The 23,926-nt window shown below is 67.8% G+C and carries 24 protein-coding genes and 1 pseudogene; 8 read left to right on the top strand and 17 right to left on the bottom strand.

The genetic code is table 11. The features are described 5' to 3' along the window. Window positions 1-6: 6 nt before the first annotated feature. The 9 genes from FND50_RS14160 to FND50_RS14120 form a co-directional block, all read right to left on the bottom strand. Window positions 7-690 (bottom strand): dTMP kinase, encoded by a 684-nt coding sequence (locus FND50_RS14160; protein ID WP_144286163.1) that lies wholly within the window; start codon window positions 688-690, stop codon window positions 7-9. Window positions 691-746: 56 nt separating this feature from the next. After that, window positions 747-2,231, bottom strand: coding sequence for an adenosylhomocysteinase (ahcY, locus tag FND50_RS14155; protein WP_144286162.1), 1,485 nt, complete (start codon window positions 2,229-2,231; stop codon window positions 747-749). Window positions 2,232-2,321: 90 nt separating this feature from the next. Beyond that, on the bottom strand, window positions 2,322-2,942 hold the full coding sequence (locus FND50_RS14150; RefSeq protein ID WP_043790470.1) for a TetR/AcrR family transcriptional regulator: 621 nt from the start codon (window positions 2,940-2,942) through the stop codon (window positions 2,322-2,324). Between the two features lie 84 nt (window positions 2,943-3,026). Beyond that, entirely contained in the window at window positions 3,027-4,535 is a 1,509-nt protein-coding gene (locus FND50_RS14145) for an amino acid permease (protein ID WP_144286161.1), read from the bottom strand. A gap of 28 nt (window positions 4,536-4,563) precedes the next feature. Next, complete coding sequence (locus tag FND50_RS14140; RefSeq protein WP_144286160.1) at window positions 4,564-5,490, bottom strand: cation diffusion facilitator family transporter; 927 nt, start codon at window positions 5,488-5,490, stop codon at window positions 4,564-4,566. 78 nt (window positions 5,491-5,568) lie between these two features. Beyond that, the gene (gene manA, locus FND50_RS14135; protein WP_144286159.1) at window positions 5,569-6,801 is read right to left on the bottom strand and encodes a mannose-6-phosphate isomerase, class I; all 1,233 of its coding nucleotides are present in this window, start codon (window positions 6,799-6,801) and stop codon (window positions 5,569-5,571) included. Beyond that, window positions 6,801-7,880 carry a tobH protein gene (locus tag FND50_RS14130; RefSeq protein ID WP_144286158.1) on the bottom strand — a complete coding sequence of 360 codons (1,080 nt, stop codon included), beginning with the start codon at window positions 7,878-7,880 and terminating at the stop codon, window positions 6,801-6,803. The genes manA and FND50_RS14130 overlap by 1 nt, the downstream gene beginning before the upstream one ends. A 77-nt stretch (window positions 7,881-7,957) precedes the next feature. Beyond that, window positions 7,958-9,325, bottom strand: coding sequence for a phosphomannomutase/phosphoglucomutase (locus FND50_RS14125; protein WP_144286157.1), 1,368 nt, complete (start codon window positions 9,323-9,325; stop codon window positions 7,958-7,960). A 103-nt stretch (window positions 9,326-9,428) separates the two neighbouring features. Beyond that, window positions 9,429-9,824 (bottom strand): DUF3499 domain-containing protein, encoded by a 396-nt coding sequence (locus FND50_RS14120; protein ID WP_005259770.1) that lies wholly within the window; start codon window positions 9,822-9,824, stop codon window positions 9,429-9,431. Window positions 9,825-9,904: 80 nt separating this feature from the next. Between FND50_RS14120 and FND50_RS14115 the strand changes: the two genes are divergently transcribed. Then, window positions 9,905-10,396 (top strand): metallopeptidase family protein, encoded by a 492-nt coding sequence (locus tag FND50_RS14115; RefSeq protein WP_029539455.1) that lies wholly within the window; start codon window positions 9,905-9,907, stop codon window positions 10,394-10,396. 1 nt (window position 10,397) lies between these two features. Here the strand turns inward: FND50_RS14115 and FND50_RS14110 are convergent, their stop codons facing one another. Further along, window positions 10,398-10,658 carry a WhiB family transcriptional regulator gene (locus tag FND50_RS14110; RefSeq protein WP_166680705.1) on the bottom strand — a complete coding sequence of 87 codons (261 nt, stop codon included), beginning with the start codon at window positions 10,656-10,658 and terminating at the stop codon, window positions 10,398-10,400. Window positions 10,659-11,125: 467 nt separating this feature from the next. Here FND50_RS14110 and cofD point away from each other — a divergent pair, with 467 nt between their 5' ends. From cofD to FND50_RS14095, 3 genes are read left to right on the top strand one after another with little or no spacing between them, the layout of a single operon-like run. Further along, window positions 11,126-12,115, top strand: coding sequence for a 2-phospho-L-lactate transferase (gene cofD / locus FND50_RS14105; RefSeq protein ID WP_005264987.1), 990 nt, complete (start codon window positions 11,126-11,128; stop codon window positions 12,113-12,115). After that, the gene (locus FND50_RS14100) at window positions 12,112-13,476 is read left to right on the top strand and encodes a coenzyme F420-0:L-glutamate ligase (RefSeq protein ID WP_144286156.1); all 1,365 of its coding nucleotides are present in this window, start codon (window positions 12,112-12,114) and stop codon (window positions 13,474-13,476) included. Before cofD ends, FND50_RS14100 begins: the two co-directional genes overlap by 4 nt. 10 nt (window positions 13,477-13,486) lie before the next feature. Further along, window positions 13,487-14,035, top strand: a complete 549-nt coding sequence (locus FND50_RS14095; protein WP_144286155.1) for an NUDIX hydrolase — start codon at window positions 13,487-13,489, stop codon at window positions 14,033-14,035. Window positions 14,036-14,353: 318 nt separating this feature from the next. On the opposite strand, the gene FND50_RS37765 is transcribed toward FND50_RS14095, so the two are convergent. Further along, entirely contained in the window at window positions 14,354-14,575 is a 222-nt protein-coding gene (locus FND50_RS37765) for a transposase (protein WP_397494177.1), read from the bottom strand. A 77-nt stretch (window positions 14,576-14,652) separates the two neighbouring features. Between FND50_RS37765 and FND50_RS14085 the strand changes: the two are divergent. Then, window positions 14,653-15,815 (top strand): annotated as a pseudogene (locus tag FND50_RS14085) (RNA-guided endonuclease InsQ/TnpB family protein). A 90-nt stretch (window positions 15,816-15,905) separates the two neighbouring features. On the opposite strand, the gene FND50_RS14080 reads toward FND50_RS14085, so the two are convergent. Genes FND50_RS14080 through rfbD form a run of 3 tightly spaced genes read right to left on the bottom strand, consistent with a single transcriptional unit; the run spans window position 15,906 to window position 18,757 of the window. Then, window positions 15,906-16,985: a sugar phosphate nucleotidyltransferase gene (locus FND50_RS14080; protein WP_144286154.1), complete on the bottom strand. Its 1,080-nt coding sequence runs from the start codon at window positions 16,983-16,985 to the stop codon at window positions 15,906-15,908. Further along, window positions 16,975-17,874, bottom strand: coding sequence for a glycosyltransferase family 2 protein (locus FND50_RS14075; RefSeq protein ID WP_005240022.1), 900 nt, complete (start codon window positions 17,872-17,874; stop codon window positions 16,975-16,977). Before FND50_RS14075 ends, FND50_RS14080 begins: the two co-directional genes overlap by 11 nt. Window positions 17,875-17,908: 34 nt before the next feature. Beyond that, on the bottom strand, window positions 17,909-18,757 hold the full coding sequence (gene rfbD / locus FND50_RS14070) for a dTDP-4-dehydrorhamnose reductase (protein WP_080606322.1): 849 nt from the start codon (window positions 18,755-18,757) through the stop codon (window positions 17,909-17,911). 134 nt (window positions 18,758-18,891) lie between these two features. On the opposite strand from rfbD, the gene FND50_RS14065 reads away from it, so the two are divergent. Further along, window positions 18,892-20,355 (top strand): LCP family protein, encoded by a 1,464-nt coding sequence (locus tag FND50_RS14065; protein ID WP_144289052.1) that lies wholly within the window; start codon window positions 18,892-18,894, stop codon window positions 20,353-20,355. 23 nt (window positions 20,356-20,378) lie between these two features. Further along, window positions 20,379-21,098, top strand: coding sequence for a TIGR03089 family protein (locus FND50_RS14060; protein ID WP_144286153.1), 720 nt, complete (start codon window positions 20,379-20,381; stop codon window positions 21,096-21,098). On the opposite strand, the gene FND50_RS14055 is transcribed toward FND50_RS14060, so the two are convergent. Genes FND50_RS14055 through FND50_RS14045 form a run of 3 tightly spaced genes read right to left on the bottom strand, consistent with a single transcriptional unit; the run spans window position 21,083 to window position 23,247 of the window. Further along, window positions 21,083-21,439 carry a hypothetical protein gene (locus FND50_RS14055; protein WP_186301329.1) on the bottom strand — a complete coding sequence of 119 codons (357 nt, stop codon included), beginning with the start codon at window positions 21,437-21,439 and terminating at the stop codon, window positions 21,083-21,085. The genes FND50_RS14060 and FND50_RS14055 overlap by 16 nt on opposite strands. A gap of 37 nt (window positions 21,440-21,476) precedes the next feature. Then, window positions 21,477-22,004, bottom strand: a complete 528-nt coding sequence (gene purE, locus FND50_RS14050) for a 5-(carboxyamino)imidazole ribonucleotide mutase (RefSeq protein ID WP_144286151.1) — start codon at window positions 22,002-22,004, stop codon at window positions 21,477-21,479. Continuing rightward, window positions 21,988-23,247 carry a 5-(carboxyamino)imidazole ribonucleotide synthase gene (locus FND50_RS14045; RefSeq protein ID WP_144286150.1) on the bottom strand — a complete coding sequence of 420 codons (1,260 nt, stop codon included), beginning with the start codon at window positions 23,245-23,247 and terminating at the stop codon, window positions 21,988-21,990. The genes purE and FND50_RS14045 overlap by 17 nt, the downstream gene beginning before the upstream one ends. A gap of 130 nt (window positions 23,248-23,377) precedes the next feature. Here FND50_RS14045 and FND50_RS14040 point away from each other — a divergent pair, with 130 nt between their 5' ends. Continuing rightward, window positions 23,378-23,923 (top strand): GtrA family protein, encoded by a 546-nt coding sequence (locus tag FND50_RS14040; RefSeq protein WP_144286149.1) that lies wholly within the window; start codon window positions 23,378-23,380, stop codon window positions 23,921-23,923. Window positions 23,924-23,926 lie beyond the last annotated feature (3 nt).

Here is a 23,926-nt window from a genome sequence, read left to right as displayed (position 1 = left end):
TCGCCGTTACGGCGTGCCGTGTTCTTTCTCGTCACGGCGTGCCGTGTCGTCACTCAAGAGTGCCAGGTTTTCGGCGAGCGTGACCGGATCGGTGTCCGGGGTGAGCACCCACCACGGCGAAATCCAGTCCTTCCCGGCCAGCTCCCGGTACACCACGCCGGTGCGTTCCTGCAGTCCACGGTCGCGCTCGTAGGCGTCCAGCGAGCGGCTCGCATCCGCCGATTCACGGCCGCGGGCGCGTTGCTCGGCGAGTGCCACGGGAACGTCCAGATACAGCTGCAGGTCGGGCCGGGGCAGCCCCAGCCGCTCGAATTCGAGGTTCCCCACCCAGCCGACGAACTCCCCGTCCGCCCCCTGATGCAACCGGGCCGCACCGTACGCGGCGTTGGACGCCACGTAGCGGTCGAGAATCACCAGGTCGTGTTCGGCGAGCAGCGCCGACAGCTCCCCGACGGCACCGGACCGGTCCAGCGCGAACATCACGGCCATCGCGTGCACGGAGTCGCTGAGGTCACCGTGCGTGCCCTTGAGGGCCTCGGACGCCAGATCGGCGTGCACGGACCTGCCGTACCGCGGAAAGTCGAGGGTGCCGACCGTCAGGCCCTGCTCGGTGAGGCGTGTCACCACTGCGCCGACGAGTGTTCGCTTGCCCGCGCCGTCCAAGCCTTCCAACGCAATCAGTTTTCCCACGAGGAAGAAGGCTATCCCCCGGCCCGTGCGCGACGGACCGGGGGACGCCGCGGCCTCTAGTACCGGTAGTGCTCGGGCTTGAACGGGCCCTCGACGTCGACGCCGATGTACTCCGCCTGCTCCTTCGTGAGCTTGGTGAGCGTGCCACCGAGCGCTTCGACGTGGATCTTCGCGACCTTCTCGTCGAGGTGCTTCGGGAGGCGGTACACCTCGTTGTCGTACTCCTCCGGCTTCGTCCACAGTTCGATCTGCGCGATCACCTGGTTGGAGAAGCTGTTGCTCATCACGAACGAGGGGTGGCCGGTGGCGTTGCCGAGGTTCAGCAGGCGGCCCTCGGACAGCACGATGATCGAGTGGCCGTCGTTGAACCGGAACTCGTCAACCTGCGGCTTGATGTTGATGCGGGTGACGTCGCCGGACCGCTCGAGGCCGGCCATGTCGATCTCGTTGTCGAAGTGGCCGATGTTGCCCAGGATGGCCTGGTGCTTCATCTGCTTCATGTGCTCGAACGTGATGATGTCCTTGTTGCCCGTGGACGTGATGACGATGTCGGCCCAGCCGATGGCCTGCTCGACCGTCTTGACCTCGAAGCCGTCCATCAGCGCCTGGAGAGCGTTGATGGGGTCGACCTCGGTGACCGCGACGCGGGCACCCTGTCCGCGCAGAGCCTCCGCGCAACCCTTGCCGACGTCGCCGTAACCGCAGACGAGCGCGGCCTTGCCGCCGATCAGGACGTCGGTGCCGCGGTTGATGCCGTCGAGCAGCGAGTGCCGGGTGCCGTACTTGTTGTCGAACTTGCTCTTGGTGACCGAGTCGTTGACGTTGATGGCCGGGAACGTGAGTTCACCGGCGGCCGCGACCTGGTAGAGACGCAGGACACCGGTCGTGGTCTCCTCGGTGACGCCCTGGACCGACTCCGCAACCGCGGTCCACTTGGTCTTGTCCGCTTCGAGGGACTGACGCAGCAGGGCTAGGAACACCTTGTACTCGTCGGAATCCTGCTCGTCGTCGGTGGGCGGCACGACGCCGGCCTTCTCGAACTGCGCGCCCTTGAGGACGAGCATCGTGGCGTCGCCGCCGTCGTCGAGGATCATGTTCGCGGGCTTGTCGGCGTCCGGCCAGGTGAGCATCTTCTCGGCGGCCCACCAGTACTCCTCGAGCGTCTCGCCCTTCCACGCGAAGACCGGGGTGCCCTGCGGCTCCTCGGGCGTGCCGTGCGGGCCGACGACGATCGCGGCGGCGGCGTGATCCTGCGTCGAGAAGATGTTGCACGAGGCCCAGCGGACCTCGGCGCCCAGTGCGGTGAGCGTCTCGATGAGGACGGCCGTCTGGATGGTCATGTGCAGCGAACCGGAAATGCGAGCACCCTTGAGCGGCAGCACCTCTGCGTACTCGCGGCGAAGCGCCATCAGTCCCGGCATCTCGTGCTCGGCGAGCCGGATCTCCTTGCGGCCGAACTCGGCGAGCGAAAGGTCCGCCACCTTGAAATCGATCCCGTTTCGGCTCTCGGCCACGGGCGTGGTTGAAACTGAGGTCGTCATCTGCCTCTCCTGGTTGACTGCTGTTTCGGTCAAGGCTATCGGTACTGCGGCCCGAGGGTCACACTCACGTGAGGCTCCGCCGCGGGGCGGTCACTCCCGATCGGCCCCGTCGACCGCCTCGTCCACGAAAGGCCCCAGAAGAGCACCCAGATCCTCAGCGACGTTGGCCTCGGATTCGGGTGGCATCGAGATGTAACTCATAGCGAGGCGCACGATGGCGCGGCTGAGAATCCCCGCGTCCGACGGGTTCGCCCGCACCCAGCCCCGCTGGAAGACGTCGGCGAGCCGCGTCGACGCCCGCTCGATGATCGGCGCGCTCTCGGTCGTGATCAGACGCAGCAGATCGGGCTTGGTCTCGCCACGCAGAAGTGACTGCACGAGCGGGTCGGACAGGCTGGCTGCGAAGAACGCGGTAAATCCGGAAAGCAGCGCGGCGCGGCCTTCCCCGACGTTCGCCGCCAGCGCCTCGTCGACCGCGTCGACCAGTTCGTCGGCCAACCGGAGGGCGTACGCCTCCGCCAGCCCCTGCCGCGACTTGAACTCGTTGTAGAGCGTCTGCCTGCTCACCCCGGCGCCGGCCGCGACATCCGACATCGTGATGTCCGACCAGTCCTTCTCGAACAGGAGATCCCGCATCGCATCGAGCACCGACTGACGCAGCAGCAGCCGCGCAGCCTCCTGATAGGGCACCCGGACACGCGACGAAGTCATGGCGAAGACATTAGTGCCCGCCACCTCCGGGGTACTCGCCCGGTACTGCCGCTCCGACCCCCGCACGCCGAATCCCGTTGCGTGTCAGACCTCGCCGCGGCTTCTTCTCTCCATCATCGAATGGCGGCGGCTGTAGGCGAAGTAGATGATCACCCCGAGCGCCATCCACACGATGAACCGGATCCACGTCTCGACCGACAGATTCACCATCAGCCACAGGCAGGCGAGGACGGCGAGGACAGGCACCCACGGGACCAGTGGGACACGGAATCCGCGGGGCAGGTCCGGTCGCGTCCGGCGCAGCACGATCACGCCGACCGACACGAGGACGAACGCGAACAGCGTTCCGATGTTGACCATTTCCTCGAGGGTGCCGATCGGGAAGATGCCCGCGAGCACGGCCACCACGACACCGACGAGCACGGTGATCCGAACGGGTGTGCCGTGCTTGCCGGTCGGCGCCAGGCGCCTCGGCATCAGTCCGTCCCGGCACATGGCGAACAGAACCCGGGTCTGCCCGAGCATCAGCACCATCACCACGGTGGTGAGACCGGCGAGCGCACCGAACGAGATCAGGTTCTTCGCCCACGTGACCCCGTGGATGCCGAACGCCGTGGCCAGATTGGAACTGTCCCCGGCCAATTCGTGGTAGTCGACCATGCCGGTGAGCACCAGCGTCACCGCCACGTACAGGATCGTCACGATCAGCAGCGATCCCAGAATTCCGCGGGGCAACGCCTTCTGCGGATCCTTCGTCTCCTCGGCGGTGGTGGCGACGATGTCGAAACCGATGAACGCGAAGAACACCAGGCTCGCCGCCGCCAGCAGGCCGTACCAGCCGAACGTGCTGCCGCCGGCACCCGTGACGTAGGAGAACAGGGACTGGTGGATGCCCTCGCCCGTGCTGCCCGCCTCGGACGGGGGAATGTACGGGGAGTAGTTGTCGGTGTCGATGTAGAACGCGCCGACCACCACCACGACGAGCACCACGGCCACCTTGATCGAGGTGATTACGAGTGAGACCCGCGACGACAGCTTGGTGCCCGTCGCCAGCACGACGGTGATGATCGCGACGATGAGTACCGCACCCCAGTCGAACGTGACCGAGCCGAGCTGCGCCACCGGTGTGTGGTTGCCGATCACCTCACCGAGATAGAGCGACCAGCCCTTCGCCACGACCGACGCGGCGAGCGCGAATTCGAGGATGAGGTCCCAGCCGATGATCCACGCGATCAGTTCACCGAACGTCGCGTACGAGAACGTGTACGCGCTGCCCGCGACCGGAACGGTCGAGGCGAACTCGGCGTAGCAGAGCGCGGCGAGCCCGCACGCGATGGCGGCGATCACGAACGCCGCCGACACGGACGGACCGGCGACGTTGCCTGCGGTGCGCGCGGTGAGCGTGAAGATGCCGGCGCCGATGACGACGGCGACACCGAAGACGGTCAGGTCCCACGCCGTCAGATCCTTGCGGAGCTTGGTTTCCGGTTCGTCCGTGTCTCGGATCGACTGCTCGATCGACTTGGTGCGGAACAATCCGGTCGGCCTGCCGCTCAGGTGCGGTTCTCCGCTGCCTTTGTCCTGGATGGCCACATCAGCCTCCTCAATCGAAAGTTGCCGTTCAGCCTATGCCTTCGGTTGCCCGGAACAGATCGGGTTCGATGTAGATGCGGCGAGCCGCGGGGACTGCGCCGCGCACTCGCGCCTCGGCCTCGTCGATGGCTTCGGCGACGGCGCTGATGTCCGATCCGGCGGCCACGGCCACTTTCGCGGCCACGAGGATTTCCTCGGGTCCGAGGTACTGCGTCTTGCAGTGGATGACGCGCTCGATCTTCTCACCGTCGACGAGGGCGGCGAGAATCCGCGCCTCCTCGTCTGCGGTGGCTCCCTCACCGATCAGCAGGCTCTGCATCTCGACTATGAGGATGATCGCGATGATTCCGAGCAGGGCGCCGATGCAGAGGGTGCCGACACCGTCCCACACCGGATCGCCGGTGAGCATCGTCAGTCCGACACCACCGAGAGCGAGGACCAGACCGACCAGTGCGCCGGTGTCCTCGAGCAGCACGACGGGAAGCTCCGGGCTGCGCGACGTGCGAATGAATCCCCACCAGCTCGCCTTCCCCATGAGGGGACGCGACTCCCGCACGGCGGTGAGGAAGCTGAACGTCTCGAGCCCGATGGCGATCACCAGGATGACCACCGCCACGAGGGGCGACGTGAGTTCCTCGGGGTGCTGGATCTTGTGGATGCCCTCGTAGATCGCGAACAGCGAACCGAGGCTGAACAACACGAGCGCGACGACGAACGAGTAGAAGTAGCGGCTACGCCCGTAACCGAACTGGTGCAGATCGTCGGCGGCGCGTTCGGCCTTCTTCTGGCCGAGCAGGAGCAGGCCCTGGTTGGAGGTGTCGGCCACCGAGTGCACGGATTCCGCCAGCATGGACGACGAGCCGGTGATCAGGAAGCCGGCGAACTTGGCTACCGCGATACCGGCATTGGCGCCGAGCGCGGCGAGAATCGCCTTCTTTCCCCCATGAACCGACAACTGACTTCTCCTCTCGGTCGCACACGACCCTCACGACGGGCCGCGGAGCCCTTCTCGGATCGCAGGGCGGGTCACAGGCTACGCGATCGGCGGGCCGACCCTCGCACTGAACAACTGGGCAGACTCGGTGCCCGCGGTCACCACGACTTCGGGGTCCTCGGCCGCGATCCAGACGGCGTTGCCCTGGGACAGGTCGAGGGCATCGGTTCCGCACCGCAACTCCACCGAACCCGAGGTGCACAGCAGAATGTACGGCCCCTCCGAGTCGAGCCGGTGCTCCGTGGGGCCGTCCGGCGACAGATCGATCCGCGCGAGGACGAATTCCGGCGCCGGTGTGGAGTACACGAATTCGCCACGGCCCGGGCGTTCTTCCGCTTCCAGTATCGGAATGTCGACGGTGTCGAAGTCGAGGACGCGCAGCAACTCCGGAACGTCCACGTGCTTGGGCGTGAGTCCCCCGCGCAGCACGTTGTCGGAGTTGGCCATGATCTCGACGGCCATCCCGTGCAGGTAGGCGTGGAGGTTGCCCGCGTCGAGGTACAGGCCCTGCCCTGGTTCGAGGGTGACCCGGTTCAGGAGGAGCGCGGCCAGCACCCCCGCATCCCCCGGGTACACCTCACTCAATTCGAGGGCGGTGCGGATCTCCGCCGCGAACTCACCGTCCTTGGTGTTCGACAGATAGGCGACGCATCCGTCGAGCACTCTCGGCATCAGCGCGCCGAGCACCGGCTGCGGCAACGTGATCCATGTGGTGAACAACGCGCGGAGACCGTCCGAGTCGGGTTGCCCGGCGATCAGGCCGGCGTAGGGCTGCAGCTCCGGAACCGCAATCGCCTCGAGCAGTTTGACCGTCCGCTGAGGGTCCCGGAAACCGGCGAGCGCGTGGAACCGGCTGAGGGCCACGACGAGTTCGGGTTTGTGGCTGGCGTCCTTGTAGTTGCGCACCGAGGATTCGAGGGGTATTCCCGCCTCGTTCTCCCGGGCGAACCCCTCCCACGCCTGCTCGGCGCTCGGATGGGCCTGCAACGACAGTGGTTCCTCCGACGCGAGCAACTTCAGCAGGAACGGGAGACGTTCTCCGAACGTCTCCACACTCCGCTTGCCGAGCTGGCGTTCGGGTTCCGAGTGCACCAGGTCCAGAAGGGACCGGGGCCCCTCCTCGGTGAGGACGCGGGCGGGATCACCCGGGTGCGCGCCCAACCACAGTTCCGCCTCCGGATGCGCCGTGGGAACCGGAAGTCCACGCAGCTGTGCGATGGCTGTGCGCGATCCCCACGCGTAGGACCGGAGCGCACCTTCGAGTCGGTGCACTAGATGCCGCCGATCAACTGGAGGTACGCGGCAGTCATGTCGAGCCTGCCGACGAGAACCGCCGCCTGTTCCAGCTCGGGACGCTGCGACGGAACCTGACCCTCGTCCGAGGACGCGACGACGAGATCGACGTCGCCCAGGGCGGCGATCCTGCGTTCGACGAGCATCCGATCGGCGTCTGCCGACAGCACGAACGTGCGCACCGGGCTCGCCGACGGTGGACCGTCCAACTCGGGATCGTGGAATATCGAGTCGTGCGCGGAGAGCGCCTGGTCGACACGGAACGTGCCCGCCGCGCTCAGAACGTCCGGAAGCTCCGACGCGGTCGCCACCCGGCCCGCGTGCAGCAGCACCTCGGCGCCGTGCCGGGCCAGTTCCACCGTGCTCTCCGTATCGCCCGTGAGCACGATTCGGCGTCCCTGCATGCGGGAGGCCAACGATTTCGCGGGATTGTGGAACACCTCGCTGTTCGGCCTGTCGCGCAGCGCCTCACCGTCGACGGCGTCGGCGATCTGCTCGAGGTCGGGAACCTCGTCACCCCAGCGTTCCGAACCGACCACCCGGAGGACGGCCAGCAGAACGGCGAAGTACCGCAGCAGACCGTGCCGGGTGAGTGCCCGGACCCGCGGCGCGAACATGACGACGCGTCCGGCCGCCGCGGCCTGCAAGGGTCCCTCATCCGGTGCCGCCACCACCACTTCGGCGCCGCGGCGCACCGCCGCATCGATGGCCTGCACGAGCCGTGGGTCACCTGCGTCGTCGCCGGCCACCACGACCACGTCGAGCGGGCCCACCCACACGGGGGTCCGGGTGGCGCGCACCAGCGGGAAACCGATCCGTTCGGCGAGGACCGCCGTCAGGATCGCCGCCCCGCGGCTGGCACGCCCCGCACCGGTCACCACCACCACGCTGCGCGGACGCAGCCCCTGCAGTCGTTCGAGAGCCCCCTCCTCGACCGCGGACCCGGTCGCCCGGATCTGGGCACCCCCCATGGCGGCGGATCGCAACACACCCTCGGTGTCCGCCGCAACCAGTGCGTCCCCGTCGTCCAGATCGACCAGGGGCGTCGGCGCTGTCATGACACCGCACCCCCTTTCTTCATCGGTGCAAGCCACATTCGCAGCACGAGCAGAACCTTTACTTCCAACTATGGCAGTCAGGCTCGGACGATGCCCAGTATCTCGGTAACGAGTGCATCTACCTCGGCCGCCGTCGCCGCCTCCACGTTGAGTCGCAGGAGCGGTTCGGTGTTGGAGGCCCGCAAGTTGAACCACGCGCCGTCCGCCAGCGCGACCGTGACACCGTCGAGCCGATCCACGTCCGTGGTGCGCTCGGCGAACTCCGACAGCACCGCGGCGGTCCGTTCGGCGGCGTCCGCGACGGTCGAGTTGATCTCACCCGACGCCGCGTACCGCTCGTACTTCGCCATCAGCTCGGACAGCGGACGATCCTGCTCCCCCAGTGCCGCGAGGACGTGCAGTCCGGCGAGCATGCCGGAGTCGGCGCCCCAGAAGTCGCGGAAGTAGTAGTGCGCGGAGTGCTCACCGCCGAAGATCGCGCCCGTCTCGGCCATCTGCTGCTTGATGAACGAATGCCCCACCCGGGTGCGGACCGGGTGTCCGCCCAGCTCGGTCACCAGCTCCGGCACCGCGCGGGACGTGATGAGGTTGTGGATGACGGTCGCGCCGGGCTCCTTGGCCAGCTCCCGCTCGGCGACCAGGGCCGTGACGGCGGACGGCGACACCGGGTTGCCGAGTTCGTCGACCACGAAGCAGCGATCGGCGTCGCCGTCGAAGGCCAGACCGATGTCGGCCCCGGTCTCACGGACGTACCGCTGTAGGTCCACGAGGTTCGCCGGGTCGAGCGGGTTCGCCTCGTGGTTCGGGAACGTGCCGTCGAGTTCGAAGTACAGCGGTTCCAGCTTCACCGGCATCGGCTCGAACACGGCGGGGACGGTGTGCCCGCCCATGCCGTTGCCCGCGTCGACGGCCACCGTCAGCGGGCGGAGGTCGGAGAGGTTCACCAGTCCGCGGACGAAACTCGCGTACTGCTCGAGCACGTCCTCCTCGGACACCGTGCCGGGAGCACCGTCGAACGCGGGAACCCCGTCGACGACCTCGGCTGCAATGGTGGCGAGGCCCGTCTCCTGCCCCACCGGCTTCGCGCCTGCGCGGCACAGCTTGATGCCGTTGTACTTCGCCGGGTTGTGGCTCGCCGTGAACATCGCACCCGGGCAGTCGAACAGCCCCGAAGCGAAATACAGCTGATCGGTGGACGCGAGTCCGATGAGGACGACGTCCAGACCCTGGGCGGTGACGCCATCGGCGAACGCGCGGGCCAGATCGGGGGAAGACGCGCGCATGTCGTAGCCGATCACGACCTTCGTGGCGCTGTCCTCGCGAACGAGTCGTGCGAATGCGCCACCCACGTCCTGCACGAACGCGGCGTCGATGTGTTCACCGACGACACCCCGCACGTCGTAAGCCTTGATCACGGCATGTACGGACTCGGCTGATCGCGCCACTTCTTGTTTCTCCTTTACGAGCACCAGTGCTGGCGCAAGCCTAATGCCTGCCCGTCGCGGGCACGGCACGCCGCGGACCGCAGGCCCGGAAACAGGCTGGACGTCAGTTGGAAGGGTCGGGAAGTACCCGCAGGTGGCCGCGACGCCCGGTGCGCGCCGGGCTGGGCTGGGTGCCGGTCTCCGCGCGATCCTCGGTGGACAGGGCCCGTTCGGACCGCCCGCGATCGCCGAGGCCCGCCTCCCGCACGGCCTCCGCCAGCGCGGTCAGGTCGTCCTCGTCCGGGGTGCTCGACGAGAACCCACCCTCGTACCGAACCAGTTCCCAGCCCTTGGGTGCGGTGATCCTCGACGCGTGCGTTTCGCACAGATCCCACGAGTGCGGCTCGTCGACCGTCGCAAGCGGGCCGACGACGGCGGTGGAGTCGGAGTAGACGTACGTGAGCGTCGCGACAGCGGGGTTCTTGCACCCGGGGCGGCAGCATCGACGCAGAGATCTCACAGCTAGGAAGCCTAGCCCCACGAAGGCCCGACACCTACTCGGACACACCGAGAGTGTGCGGCTGTCGTAATGTCCACACCATGTCCAGAGCACGACGCAGGCGTCCCGTGACCACCCGATCCGTCGACCGACGGGGCCGGGGAATCCGCGGGTCCGTCTTCCCTCCGGACGCGCCGGCACGACGGAGCCGCGCAGAGAAGTTCGATCTGGTGGTGCTCGAGGCATTCGCGCCGATCGACGCGCGCTGGCGCGAACGCCTGACGAAGCTGGACATCGCTGTCGACGAGGTCCCGAAGATTCATGCGCTCGACCCGGATTCGGTCAACTGGCCCGCCGAGGTCGTGGCGGACGGGCCCGTGCCACTGTCCCGATTGATCCCGGCTGGCATCGACCGGCACGGATCCACGACGCGGGCGCGAGTCGTGCTGTTCCGACGACCGCTCGAACAGCGCGCCAAGGACCCGGACGACCTCACCGACCTGGTGCACGACGTGCTCGTACAGCAGGTGAGTACTTACCTCGGAGTCGAACCCGAGGTCATCGACCCGGATCTGCCGGGCGACGAAGACTGAACTAGACGATCCCCCGCTTCAGGCGCCGGCGCTCACGCTCCGACAGGCCACCCCAGATACCGAACCGCTCGTCATTGGCCAGTGCGTAGTCGAGGCACTCGTCCCGCACCTCGCAGCCCAGGCAGATGCGCTTCGCTTCCCTGGTGGAGCCTCCCTTTTCAGGGAAAAAGGCCTCCGGGTCGGTCTGCGCACAGAGCGCGCGTTCCTGCCACTGGTCCTCGATGGTCTCGAACAGTTCGTCGAAACCGGTCACCAGACTCAACGCCGGGCGGGGGCCCGTCGTCTCGACTTCCTGTGCGACGAGTTCCGGCACAGGAATTTCTTTCACACTGCCTTCTTGCACACAGACTTCTTGAACACAGACGCCGTCCGCTGCGCCTGCTTCGGAATTGGTCTGCGGTTCGTCGCTTACTGTGCTCCAGCGAGTCTCCGACTCGATCTGCTCATTGGGCATCGTTCCGCCTCCTCACCTGTGATAGCGCAGAAAATTTCGATCGATCATGTACCCCGAACCGAACACCCCTGCCACCCGTTCGAACAACCGTTCGAATTGATCCCCGTTGCAAGTGATTCCACGCCCACAACGTCGGAATGACATATTTGTGATTAGACACGCCCAGCGTGTCGCGGTCAAGCTAACCGTCGAAAGTCGATTACTATTTCGCGCTCTCGATTCGCTTCGGGGAAGCAGCTCACAGGAGGCGGTCGGCCACCGCCTAGGCTTGCACCGTGAACGTGACTGTATTGGTTGGCGGGGTGGGCGGGGCCCGGTTCCTGCAAGGTGTGCGGAGGTTGCTCGGGGCCGATGCGCCCGGTCGTGCGGGCGCCGATTCCGGCCATTCCATCACCGCTGTCGTCAATGTCGGCGACGACGTGTGGATGCACGGACTGCGGATCTGCCCGGACCTGGACACCTGCATGTACACCCTCGGCGACGGCATCGACACCGAGCGTGGGTGGGGGCATGCCGGTGAAACCTGGAACGCCAAGGCCGAACTCGCCGCCTACGGTGCGAAACCGGATTGGTTCGGGCTCGGTGACCGGGACATCGCCACGCATCTGATCCGCACGCAGATGCTGCGGACGGGGTATCCGTTGTCGGCGGTGACCGAGGCGTTGTGCAACCGGTGGCAGCCGGGTGTGACGCTGCTGCCGGTGACCGATGATCGTAGTGAAACTCACGTCGTGATCACCGATCCCGAGGACGGGGAGCAGCGGGCGATCCACTTCCAGGAGTGGTGGGTGCGGTACCGCGCCCAGGTCCCGACGCACAGCTTCGCGCACATCGGCGCCGAGCAGGCCGCCCCGGCGCCGGGGGTGCTCGAGGCGATCGAGACGGCCGACATCGTGCTGCTGGCACCGTCGAATCCGGTGGTCAGTGTGGGGGCGATCCTGGCGGTGCCGGGGATCCGCGGTGCGTTGCGCACCACCGCGGCGAAGGTGGTCGGGATCTCGCCGATCGTCGGCGGAAAACCGTTGCGCGGCATGGCCGACGAATGCCTCGACGTGATCGGCGTCGACACCTCCGCGGAGGCGATCGGCCGCTGGTACGGGGCCCGGTCCGGGACCGGGATCCTCGACGGCTGGCTTGTCCACGACACCGACACCGCCGAGGTTCCCGGGGTGGAGGTGGCCCGGGTGCCGCTGATCATGTCCGACCCCGACGCCACCGCCGCGATGGTGCGGGCGGCGCTGGACGTGGCGGGGGTGGCGCTGTGAGCGACGCCACCGGTTCCGCCCGGCTCGATCACGCCCCGGGCGGTGCGCTCGAGATCCGCCCGGTGATCGGTCTGCCCGAGTTCCGGCCCGGCGACGACCTGGCGGCGGCGATCGTTGCGGCCGCGCCGTGGCTCGCCGAAGGGGACGTGCTGGTGGTCACCAGCAAGGTGTTCTCGAAGGTCGAGGGCCGGATCGTGTCCTCCCCGACCGACCCGGAGGAACGCGATGCCGCCCGGCGGCGGCTGGTCGAGCAGGAAGCGGTCCGGATCGTGGCCCGCAAGGGCCGGACCCTGATCACCGAGAACCGGCTCGGGATCGTGCAGGCCGCGTCGGGCATCGACGGCTCGAACGTGGCGGGCTCCGAACTGGCGTTGCTGCCGGAGGATCCCGATGCCAGCGCCCGCACCCTGCGAGATGCGATCGAGGTGGCGCTCGGGGTGCGGGTGGCGGTGGTGGTCACCGACACCATGGGCCGGGCGTGGCGCAACGGCCAGATCGACGCCGCGATCGGCGCGGTCGGGCTTCCGGTGTTGCACGGGTACGCCGGGTCCCGCGACAGTCAGGGCAACGAACTGGTGGTGACGGAGGTGGCGGTCGCCGACGAGATCGCCGCGGCGGGGGATCTGGTGAAGGGCAAACTCGGCGGGGTACCGGTCGCGGTCGTGCGTGGTCTGGATCTGGTCGACGACGGTTCGCGGGCACAGGATCTGATCCGGCGTGGCGCCGAGGACCTGTTCTGGCTCGGCACCGCCGAATCGGTCGAGCTGGGCCGGGCGGAGGCGTTGCTGCTGCGCCGCTCGGTCCGCCAGTTCTCGACCGACCCGGTCGATCCGGATGCGGTGCGGGCGTCGATCGCGGACGCCCTGACCGCGCCCGCACCGCACCACACCCGACCGGTCCGGTTCGTGTGGGTCCGCACCCGCACCGTCCGAGACGCCCTGCTGACCCGGATGCGGGAGCAGTGGCGCACCGACCTGGCCGCCGACGGGATGAGCGCGGACGCGGTGGCGGCGCGGGTGGCCCGCGGCAACATTTTGTTCGACGCACCGGAGGTGATCATCCCGTTCTGCGTCCCCGACGGCGCCCACACCTACCCCGACAAGCGCCGGCAGGCGGCGGAGTCGACGATGTTCACCGTCGCGGTCGGCGCCGCGGTGCAGGGGCTGCTGGTGTCGTTGGCCACCAAGGGAATCGGCAGCTGCTGGATCGGGTCGACGATCTTCGCCGCCGATATCGTCCGCAGCACCCTCGACTTCCCCGCCGACTGGCAACCCCTCGGAGCGGTCGCCGTCGGCCACCCCCTCGAACCACTTACCCCCCGACACGCCGCCGACCCCGGCGACGCCCTGATCGAGAGATGACCCACGCGCAATGAGCGCCGAATCACTACACCGCACCGCGACCGCCGCGCTCGAGGGCTGGAAAACGCTCGACGAGAACGACGAATCGTTGCGCCACACCATGCTCGCGTTCCTCGCGTCGGCGCCGCTCGGGTGCCTGCGGGAGCACGCACCCGGACACATCACGGCGTCGTCCCTCGTCCTGGACGAGGGAGGATGTCACGTGCTTCTGACCCTGCATCCCCGGGTCGGCCGGTGGATCCAATTGGGCGGGCACTGCGAGCCTTCCGACGAGACCGTCGTCGACGCCGCGCTGCGGGAGGCGTGCGAGGAATCGGGAATTCCCGACCTCCGGATCGATCCCGACCTGCTCTCGGCGCACACCCACCCGATCACGTGCTCACTCGGACAACCCACCCGGCACCTGGATCTCCGGTTCCTCGTCCGCGCGCGTCCCGGCGCCCACATCGTGCGCAGCTCCGAATCCACGGATCTCCGCTGGTGGCCGGTGGACGCACTGCCGCCGAACGCGGAGAAGTCCACGATCGACCAGCTCGTGCACCTGGCCGGACTGCGCTAGCGGAGCGGTTCCAGCGTCGGGCGCTTCGCCGAGATACGGTCACCGGAGGATGTTCCCCAGATCGCCGGGTCGGCGTAGCCGAGATCCCCCGAACGGGCCGCAAGTTGCTCGGCAACCCGATCCGATCATCCGTGTAATCCGTTGGGACGACTCGTGCCCGGATCGCCGATCCCTCCGTATACGAATCGTCCAGCGCCACTTAGCGTGTGAAACCGTGCGTCACTTCACCAGCGCTTCGGCGGAAGCCGGGCTCTTCATGGCCGGAGGTGCCGATCAGAGTTGCGTGGTAGAGCCGGGACTGCACGACTCCCCCCGGGATCAGGGCTGTTTCTGGTTGGTGATGTATGGGGCGACGTTTGACAGCGGGGTCTCTCCGGCGGAGGCAGCGAAATATGATGGTGGCGAAGAGTGACTGCAGAGGTTTGCCCGGGTGTGGTCGGGGAATTGCTGTCGCGGATGCCGTGCCGAGACACCCTCGCGGCTGGTGATCAGAATTGACGGTTGAACTGTCGGTGGGTCGTGGGTCGTGAATCGGCAGATGCACGTGATCGTGCTTCGCGTTGAACTCGGTCAGCGCCTCGACGATATTTGATGACGCACGGGAGTGTGGTGAGGGTGTGAAACGGGTGGTGAAGATCAAACTTGCCCCCACCGACGCGCAGGCGCGTGCGCTGCACGACACACTGATGCTGTGTAACACCGCCGCAGGCGTGGTGTCACAGGTCGGGCACGCGAGCGAGGATCGCCGCGCGTTCGCCCTGCAGAAGGCCGTCTACCACCAGTTGAAGGCGTTGGGGCTGTCGGCGCAACCGGCGGTCCGCACGATCAAGAAGGTCGCGGACGCCTACGCGGCGCGGGGCGCGAACCTCGAGGCCGGTAATTACGGCCCGCGTGGCGGCAAACGCGCCATGGATATCGCCGCCACGGCAATCGGGTTCCGGGCGTTGGCGGCGCAACCGTTCGACGATCGGTGCCTGTCCTGGCAACAGCAGGGCTCGACGATCAGTATCTGGACAAGCGAAGGCCGACTCAAAGCGGTGCGGTACGTGTGCGCGCCGTGGCAGCGTGCACTCCTGGAACACCGTTGTGGTGAGACAGATCTCGTGTTCCGCGACAACATGTGGTTCCTCCACGCGACTGTCGACGTCCCGGCACCCGAACCGGTAGTGGTCGAGGAGTTCCTCGGCGTGGACCTGGGGATCGTGAACCTGAGCGGTCACCTCCGATGACACCGCTGCGTCGGCGGACTGGTCCGGTGGGGCGGTCACCCGCACGCCGCGGCAAGTACACGCGGACACGGCGGACCTTGCAGAAGGTCGGGTCGAAGTCGGCGAAGCGGAAGCTGCGACGGCGTCGCGAGAAGGAGCATCGGTACGCCACCGATATCAACCATCAGATTTCGAAGACCATTGTTGCTCAGGCGCAACGCACCGGTCGCGGAATCGTCCTGGAAGACCTTTCTGGGATCCGCGAGCGGGTACGGCTGGCCAAGGCACAGCGGCAACAACTGCACTCGTGGGCGTATGCACAGTTGCGGGACTTCGTCACCTACAAAGCCGCGTCGGTGGGTGTCCCTGTGGAGGTCATTAACCCGCGGAACACCTCGCGGACGTGCTACCCGTGCGGGCACGTCGACAAGGCGAACCGGATCACACAGGATCGGTTTGTGTGCCGGGTGTGTGGACATGTCGGTCAGGCAGATCACAATGCCGCGTTGAACATTGCCTACCTGGGGTACGTGACGTACATGACCACGACGCACGGCTATTGGGCCGCCTAATCAACCGGCCTACAGTCGGCGCGCACCTGACAGCCAGTCGGGGACGCGACTGGCAAACCCGGCCCTTCAGGGCTGGGGTACGTTGATCTCTCACACGTCCGTGCTGAACCGGACCCCGCCGTCGGGCAACGTCACTCCCGGCCACACCCGGGCGCCGCGCAGGAGTTCGCATCGGGCGCCGATGTCGGCCCCGTCACCGATCACCGCGTCACGCACCAGAGCCCGCGGCCCGATGCGTGCGCCGAAACCGATGATGGACCGTTCGACGGTCGCTCCCGCCTCGACCACGGCGCCGTCGAACAGCACCGCGCCGTCGAGTCGTGCGCCCGCACCCACCTCGGCGCCGCGACCGACGACGGTTCCGCCGATCAGTAGCGCACCCGGGGCGACACCCGCACCCGGGTGGACGAGCGATTCGCCGCGGGGCCCGTCGAGCGCAGGTGACGGTGCGATGCCGCGCACCAGGTCCGCGGAACCGCGCACGAAGTCCTCGGGGGTGCCCATATCGCGCCAGTACGAGGAGTCGACGTGTCCGTAGACGCGGGCGTCCTCGGCCAGCAGCGACGGGAACACCTCGCGCTCCACCGACACCGCGCGTCCCTCGGGGATCCGTTCGATGATCTCGCGCTTGAAGACGTAGCAGCCGGCGTTGATCTGGTCGGTCGGCGGGTCCTGCGTCTTCTCGAGGAACGCGGTCACCCGGCCGTCCGCGTCGGTCGGCACGCAGCCGAACGCCCGCGGATCCCCCACCCGCACGAGGTGCAGGGTGACGTCGGCGTCCCGGTGCCGGTGGGTGTCGAGGATCGCGCCCAGGTCGGTGCCGCCCAGGACGTCGCCGTTGAAGACCATGGCGTGGTCACCACGCAGCTTCGGCAGAACGTTGCGGATGCCGCCACCGGTACCGAGCGGCTCGGTCTCGGTGACGTAGTCGATCTCGAGTCCCAGCTTCGAGCCGTCGCCGAAGTACTCCTCGAAGACCTCCGCCTTGAAGGATGTGCCGAGGACCACGTGCTTGATCCCGGCCGCGCCGATCCGTGCGAGCAGATGCTGGAGGAACGGCAGACCCGCCGTGGGCAGCATGGGCTTGGGCGCCGACAACGTCAGCGGGCGAAGCCTCGTTCCCTTACCGCCGACCAGCACCACTGCATCGGTCGCCTTCTCAATTGCCATGAGTCGTTCCCCCCTCGTTCTGGTTCGTGCGTCGTTCCCGGACTGCGGCAGCCACGGCGATCTTCGACCGCACTGCCAATCCTCCCCGAAGTGCCCACCGCAGCGGCGCCTGCCACCAGTGGGGATGACGATCGGCCTGGAACCGGTACGCGCTCTGGTGGTGAGCGGGCAGCATCAGTTCCGGATGCTTGCCCGCGGCGTGCCCCTTCGCGTGGGTGACCTCGGCGGAGGGCACGTACACGTTGAGCCACCCGGCCTTGCCCAGACGGTCGCCGAGGTCGACGTCCTCCATGTACATGAAGTAGCGGGAATCGAAGCCGTTGATCGAGTCGAAGGCCGCCCGCCGCATCAGCAGGCACGAACCGGACAACCAGCCGACCGACCGCTCACTGACCGTCTCGTTCTCCTGGCGGTAGCCGGCAGTCCACGGGTTGGACGGCCACACCGTGCCCAGAATCGCGTGCCCTGCCCCCGACACGAGGTCGGGCACCTGGCGCGCCGACGGGTAGATGCTCCCGTCGGGTTCCAGAACGAGAGGTCCGAGCGCCCCCGCTCGCGGCCAGCGCTCGGCGGCCGCGAGGAGTACGTCGATCGATCCGGGCGCCCAGCGAACATCCGGATTGGCGATGACGACGAATTCGATCTCGTCGTCGATCTCCGCCACAGCCCTGTTGATGGCACCGCCGTAGCCGATGTTCCCGCCGGTGCGCAGCAGGCGCACGTGGTCGTGCGCCGCGTCCGCGGCCTCGGGGGCGCCGTCCGTCGATCCGTTGTCGGCCATCACGACCTGCGGATCTTCTTTCGTCGCCTCGGCGAGAGTGCCCAGGAATTGCTCCAGATGCTCACCTGGCGAAAAGGTCACCGTCACCACGGCCAGCTTCGAACTCACGCGGGCAAGCGTAGCCGTTTAGAGCGGGTCCGCCTCACACCGCTGCATGCAGGGCGGCATGCAACGCGTCTCGCCACGGCCGCAACGGGGTCAGCCCGGCGTCGGCCCAGGCGCGACCGGACAGCACCGAGAACGCCGGTCGAGGGGCGGGCCGCACGAACTGGGCACTCGTGCACGGCCGCACTCGCTGCGGGTCCGCGCCTGCTTCCTCGAACACGGCGCGCGCGAGGTGGAACCAACTCGCCCGGCCCGAATTGGTGGCGTGCAGCACCGGCGCGTCGACGTCGCTGCGACCGGCGAGTTCGAGCAGCGCGCCGGCCAGGTCGCCGGCGAATGTGGGCGAGCCCACCTGATCGTCCACGACGTCGACCGTGTCACGTTCGCGCTCGAGCCGGAGCATGGTGGAGACGAAGTCGGAGCCGACCCCGGTGTAGACCCATGCGGTGCGCACGACATGGGCGGACGGAAGCGCTGCGTGGACGGCGCGTTCGCCGGCGAGCTTGGTGCGTCCGTAGGCAGTCGCCGGACCGGTCGGGGCGTCCACCTCGTACGGCGTGTCCCCCTGCCCGGCAAAGACGTAGTCGGTGGAGACGTGGATCAGCCGGGCACCCACCCGGGCGCACGCCGCCGCCAGGTTGGCAGGCCCCAGCTCGTTCACCGCCAAGGCGGTGTCCTCATCCGACTCCGCAGCGTCGACCGCCGTGTACGCGGCACAGTTGATCACCACCGATCCACCTTCGACCTGCGCATTCACCGCGTCGGCGTCGGTGATGTCGAGCTCGTCCGACCCCACACCCCGGGCCGGGATTCCGGTCGCCTCGGCTCGCCGGAGAAGGTGCCCGCCCAGCTGTCCCCGGGCGCCGGTCACAAGGATGTTCGTCACGGGGGTCAGTCTGGCACGCCGATCGACGCCTCCCTGCTCCCGGCGCGTCGACCAGTAGCCTGGTTTCCGTGTCACACGAGCAACCCGCACCAGACGCACCCCCGAGCACGGCTCGGCGGCCGATTCACATCGCTGTGGCGGTGCTGTCGGTGCTCGCCCTCGTCGTGACGGGATTCGCCTGGCGGAGCATCGACTCGCTGCGCAACAATCTGGCAACCGCGGGCGGTCTAGGACTCGGCGGAAGCGCCGACGGCGCCGTCGACATCCTCATGGTCGGAACCGACAGCCGCACCGACGCCCACGGCAACCCCCTGTCCCAGGACGAACTCGACTCGCTGCGGGCCGGCGAAGAAGTGGCGTCCAACACCGACACCATCGTCCTCATCCGCGTTCCCAACGACGGAAGCTCCGCCACCGCCATCTCCATCCCCCGCGACTCCTACGTCGACGTGCCGGGCATCGGCATGTCGAAGATCAACGCCGCGTACGGCGCCACCAAGGAGACCGAGCGGCTCCAACTCGTCGAGGACGGAGCCACCGACGAGGAAGCCGAGGAGGAGTCGACGAAGGCCGGCCGTGAGGCGCTCATCCAATCGGTGGCCGATCTCACCGGGATCACCGTCGACCACTACGCCGAGGTCGGGCTGCTCGGGTTCGTCCTCCTCACCAACGCCGTCGGCGGCGTCGACGTCTGCCTCAACGAACCGGTGGACGAGGACATGTCCGGCGCGCACTTCCCCGCCGGTGAGCAGACGTTGAAGGGTGCGGACGCACTGAGCTTCGTGCGTCAGCGCCACGACCTCCCGCGCGGCGACCTCGACCGCATCGTGCGTCAGCAGGTGTTCATGGCCTCGCTCGTCGGCAAGGTGCTGTCCGCGAAGACTCTCAGCGACCCGGGCAAACTGAACGAACTCAGCGGCGCCGTGCAACGCTCGGTCGTGCTCGACGACGACTGGGACATCATCGAATTCGCCACCCAACTGCAGGACCTCGCCGGCGGCAAGGTGCAGTTCGAGACGATTCCGGTCGCGGATCTCAACGGCATGACCGACTACGGCGAGTCCATCGTCGAGGTCAAGCCGAAGGACGTGAAGAAGTACGTGGCCGGTCTCGTCGGCGAGGAACCCACCGACTCGGAAGACACCACCACGTCCGAGACCCCGAAGATCGACGCCTCGACCGTCACCGTCGACGTCGCGAATGCCAGCGACGTCGGGGGCCTCGCGAACGGCGTCGCCGACGCCCTGACGTCGCTCGGCTACGGCCAGGGTGAGGTCGGCAACTACACGGGCGCGTCGGTGAGCGAGACCACCGTCTTCGCGCACTCCGCGGACGACGACAGCGCCAAGGCGGTCGCCGCAGCACTCGGCGGACTCCCCACCGACACCGACGCGACACTGCCCGAAGGCTCGGTGCGGGTGGTGTTGTCGAGTGACTACCAGGGCCCGACGTCCGCCGAGACAACCAGCACCACCACGTCATCCGAGTCGTCGGAGACAGGCCTCGAGCCCGCGTCCACGGCCGGAACGACCCCCACCCCGGCACCGCCCGGCCCGCCCATCGATGCCGGCTCGTCGGGCCCGCGTTGTGTGAACTAGAAAACGAGAGACGGATCGTGTCCATGAACCATGCGTCCCCCACGCTGACCGACGCCCTGCTCGACCCCATCCTGAAGAACGACCCGGCCGGACCCCGCGTCACGTTCTACGACGACGCCACCGGCGAACGGGTCGAACTCTCGGCCCTCACGCTCGCCAACTGGGCGGCCAAGACCGCCAACCTGCTGCGTGACGAATTCGGCGTCGAGCCCGGCGCCCGCGTCGCGGTGCTCCTTCCCGCGCACTGGCAGACCGCCGCGGTTCTGCTCGGCGCATGGTGGGCAGGCGCCGAAGTCGTCCTCGAAGCCGATGCGGACGCCGAAATCGCACTCGTCTCGGCCCAGCACCTGGGCGACGTCGAGGACGTACCCGAGGTAGCGGCGCTGTCGCTGGACGCGTTCGGCAGGCCCGTCCCCGACCTCCCCGTCGGCATCACCGACTACGCCACGTCCGTGCGCGTCCACGGCGACCAGTTCCGGCCGACGGTCGCCGGACCCGCACTGGCGGGCAAGAGCGTCGACGACGTTCTCGCCGCAGCGCTCGCCTCCGCCGAATCGCAGGGGATCACCGGTACCGACCGGGTGCTGTCCGAAGAGGCGTGGGACTCCCCCGACGCCCTGATCGACGGTCTGGTGGCCGTCTTCGCGGCCGGAGCGTCACTCGTGCAGGTCACCAACGCCGACGACGCAGCCCGGTCGAGGCGCAGGGACACCGAGAAGATCACCCGTCAGCTCTCCCGGTAGCCGCCGTCCGCGAGGCCCGCGGCGATCTCGAACCTGTTCCGGGAACCGCGGTGCCGCAACTCCTCGAACAGGTACCGCAGCGCGAAGGTCCACCCGTACGCAGCCCACTGGTCGGCGTGGACCGCTTCGTGTCGCACGAGCGCTCTCGCCGGCTCCCGGCCGGTGAGAAATGCGCCGCCGATCGTCGTCCCGCTGCGCGCGTACCCACCCCGCATCCGGCTGCACACGAAGATGCCGAACTCGGCGTCGAACGTGATGCGGGCGCCCCACAGCCGGGCATACGCCAACGCGAGCCGTGTGATCGCCGCGGACTGGGGGTTCCCCCGCGACGCGCGGATCATCGGCACACCGCGGCTGCGTTTCACGGGCGCAGGATACTCAGCCCAGCAGCTTGTCGCGCAGTGCCTTGTCCTTGTCCAGGACCATCCTCTCGAGCCCGTCCTGGAACGCGACCATCTGCTGCTGCAGGGCGGGGTCGGAGGCGCCGAGGATGCGGACGGCGAGCAGACCGGCGTTGCGGGCGCCGCCGATGGACACGGTCGCGACGGGGACGCCTGCGGGCATCTGCACGATCGAGAGCAGCGAGTCCATGCCGTCGAGGTATTTCAGCGGGACGGGCACACCGATGACGGGCAGTGGGGTGGCCGACGCGACCATGCCCGGCAGGTGGGCGGCGCCCCCGGCGCCGGCGATGATCACCTGGATGCCACGGCCGGCCGCGTCCTTCGCGTAGTCCAGCATGCGCTGCGGTGTGCGGTGCGCGGAGACGACACCGACCTCGAAGCGCACACCGAACTCGGCGAGCGCCTCCGCGGCGGCCTCCATGGTGGGCCAGTCGGAGTCGCTGCCCATGATGAGCCCGACCTGTGCGCCCTGCCGTGCTGCCGTGTCACTCACCGTGTACATCCCATCCGTCGGTCCATTCAGCGTGCGAGAGCCAGTGCGCGGCGCGCTCGGCGCGCTCGCGCACCCGCGCCACGTATTCGGGGTCGTCGATCGAGCCGGGTCCGCCGACGATGTTCACGTGGCCGATCTTCCGGTCCTCGCGTTCACCCTTGCCGTACAGGTGAATCTTCGCGTCGGGCATCCGGGCGAAGAGGTGGTGGACGCGTTCGTCCATGCTCATCTCGGGGGCGGTCGGCGCACCGAGCACGTTCGCCATCACCGTGATCGGCGCGAGCGGTGCGGTGTCGCCGAGCGGGTAGTCGAGGACGGCGCGCAGGTGCTGCTCGAACTGGGAGGTGCGGGCACCGTCCATGGTCCAGTGGCCGGAGTTGTGCGGGCGCATCGCGAGTTCGTTGACGACGAGCGCGCCGTCGGTGGTTTCGAACAGTTCGACGGCCATCGCGCCGACCACACCGAGTTCGGAAGCGATGCGGAGCGCCAGTTCCTCGGCAGCCTCGGCGACCGAGTCGGGCAGTGCGGGGGCGGGGGCGAGGACGACGGCGCACTGCCCGTGGCGTTGCACCGTCTCCACGACGGGCCACGTGGCGCCCTGGCCGAACGGCGACCGCGCCACCATCGCGGACAGCTCACGCCGCATCTCGACCTTCTCCTCGACGATGAGGGAGACACCCTTGTCGAGTTGCTGGGTGACGATGCGCTCGGCTTCGTCGGAATCGTCGGTGATCCACACGCCGCGACCGTCGTATCCGCCGCGGACGGCCTTGATCACGACCGGCCATCCGTGTTCGGCGCCGAACTTGACGACGTCCTCGGCCCAGGTCACCTCGGCGTACGCCGGAACGGGTGCGCCGAGTTCCGCGAGCTTGCGGCGCATCGCCAGCTTGTCCTGCGCGTAGATGAGCGCGGTCGGCGGCGGTTGCACGTTGACACCCTCGGCGACCAGCATGTCGAGATGCTCGGTCGGCACGTGCTCGTGGTCGAAGGTCAGCGCGTGCGACCCGACCGCGGCCCTGCGGAGCGCGTCGAGGTCGGTGTGGCTGCCGAGGACGACATCGGGGCTCACCTGCGCCGCGGGTTCGTCGGCGGTGCCGGAGAGCACCCGCAGGGTCTGGCCGAGCGCAATCGCGGCCTGGTGGGTCATCCGCGCGAGTTGGCCGCCACCGATCATCGTCACGACGGGTTGCCCGGCGGTCAGATCGCGGGGTGTCGTGGGACGCGGTGTGGAGTCAGAGTTGCCGGTCACGGGTCACTAGTTTGTCACGTCCGGCGCGAGGTTCCGCCGCCGAGGTGCCGGACCGCAGTTTCTGTGATTCTCCTGATGATCTCGCCGCCAATTGGTGGTATTCGGTCGGACTTTCGTAAACTCATCCGTTGTGTCATTTGTCGACGGCGTCCTAGCACGCGTTCCCCAGCCTTTTCGGGCTCTCGCGTTGCGGCATCACGAACTGATCAAGTTCGCGATTGTGGGCGGCACCACCATGATCTTCGACCTCGCGATCTTCTATTCACTGAGCCTGACGATCCTCGAAGAGAAGCCCGTAGTCGCAAAAGTTCTGTCCGGAATTCTCGCGACCGTCCTGAGCTACATTCTCAACCGCGAATGGTCGTTCAAGAACCGTGGTGGGCGTGAACGACACCACGAGGCCCTGCTGTTCTTCACGATCAGCGGGATCGGCGTGCTCCTCGCCGCCGCGCCCCTCTGGATCGCCAACAATGTGTTCGACATCCGTGCCAACCAGGAGAACCTGACCACGCTGGTGGTCGTCGACTTCGTGCTCAACTACATCATCGGAAACCTGCTGCAGATGGTGTTCCGCTTCTGGGCACTCCGCCGGTTCGCCTTCCCCGACGAGAACGTGCACATCATCGATCCGGATCTCGTCGACGAGGCCGTCGAGGAAGAGTTCGGCCACTCCTGATCG

The organism is Rhodococcus sp. WB9 (assembly GCF_007558985.1).
GTDB classification, from domain to species: domain Bacteria; phylum Actinomycetota; class Actinomycetes; order Mycobacteriales; family Mycobacteriaceae; genus Rhodococcus_F; species Rhodococcus_F opacus.
Note: the sequence above shows the minus strand (reverse complement) of the source record. Positions and strands in the feature narration are given on the sequence as shown.

Coding starts and splice junctions, on each gene's coding strand:
- FND50_RS14060 (WP_144286153.1), top strand. CDS start 20,379: ATGAACCATGCGTCCCCCACGCTGACCGACGCCCTGCTCGACCCCATC.
- purE (WP_144286151.1), bottom strand. CDS start 22,004: ATGTACACGGTGAGTGACACGGCAGCACGGCAGGGCGCACAGGTCGGG.
- FND50_RS14130 (WP_144286158.1), bottom strand. CDS start 7,880: ATGACAGCGCCGACGCCCCTGGTCGATCTGGACGACGGGGACGCACTG.
- FND50_RS14095 (WP_144286155.1), top strand. CDS start 13,487: ATGAGCGCCGAATCACTACACCGCACCGCGACCGCCGCGCTCGAGGGC.
- FND50_RS14055 (WP_186301329.1), bottom strand. CDS start 21,439: ATGATCCGCGCGTCGCGGGGGAACCCCCAGTCCGCGGCGATCACACGG.
- FND50_RS14150 (WP_043790470.1), bottom strand. CDS start 2,942: ATGACTTCGTCGCGTGTCCGGGTGCCCTATCAGGAGGCTGCGCGGCTG.
- FND50_RS14080 (WP_144286154.1), bottom strand. CDS start 16,985: ATGGCAATTGAGAAGGCGACCGATGCAGTGGTGCTGGTCGGCGGTAAG.
- ahcY (WP_144286162.1), bottom strand. CDS start 2,231: ATGACGACCTCAGTTTCAACCACGCCCGTGGCCGAGAGCCGAAACGGG.
- FND50_RS14115 (WP_029539455.1), top strand. CDS start 9,905: ATGTCCAGAGCACGACGCAGGCGTCCCGTGACCACCCGATCCGTCGAC.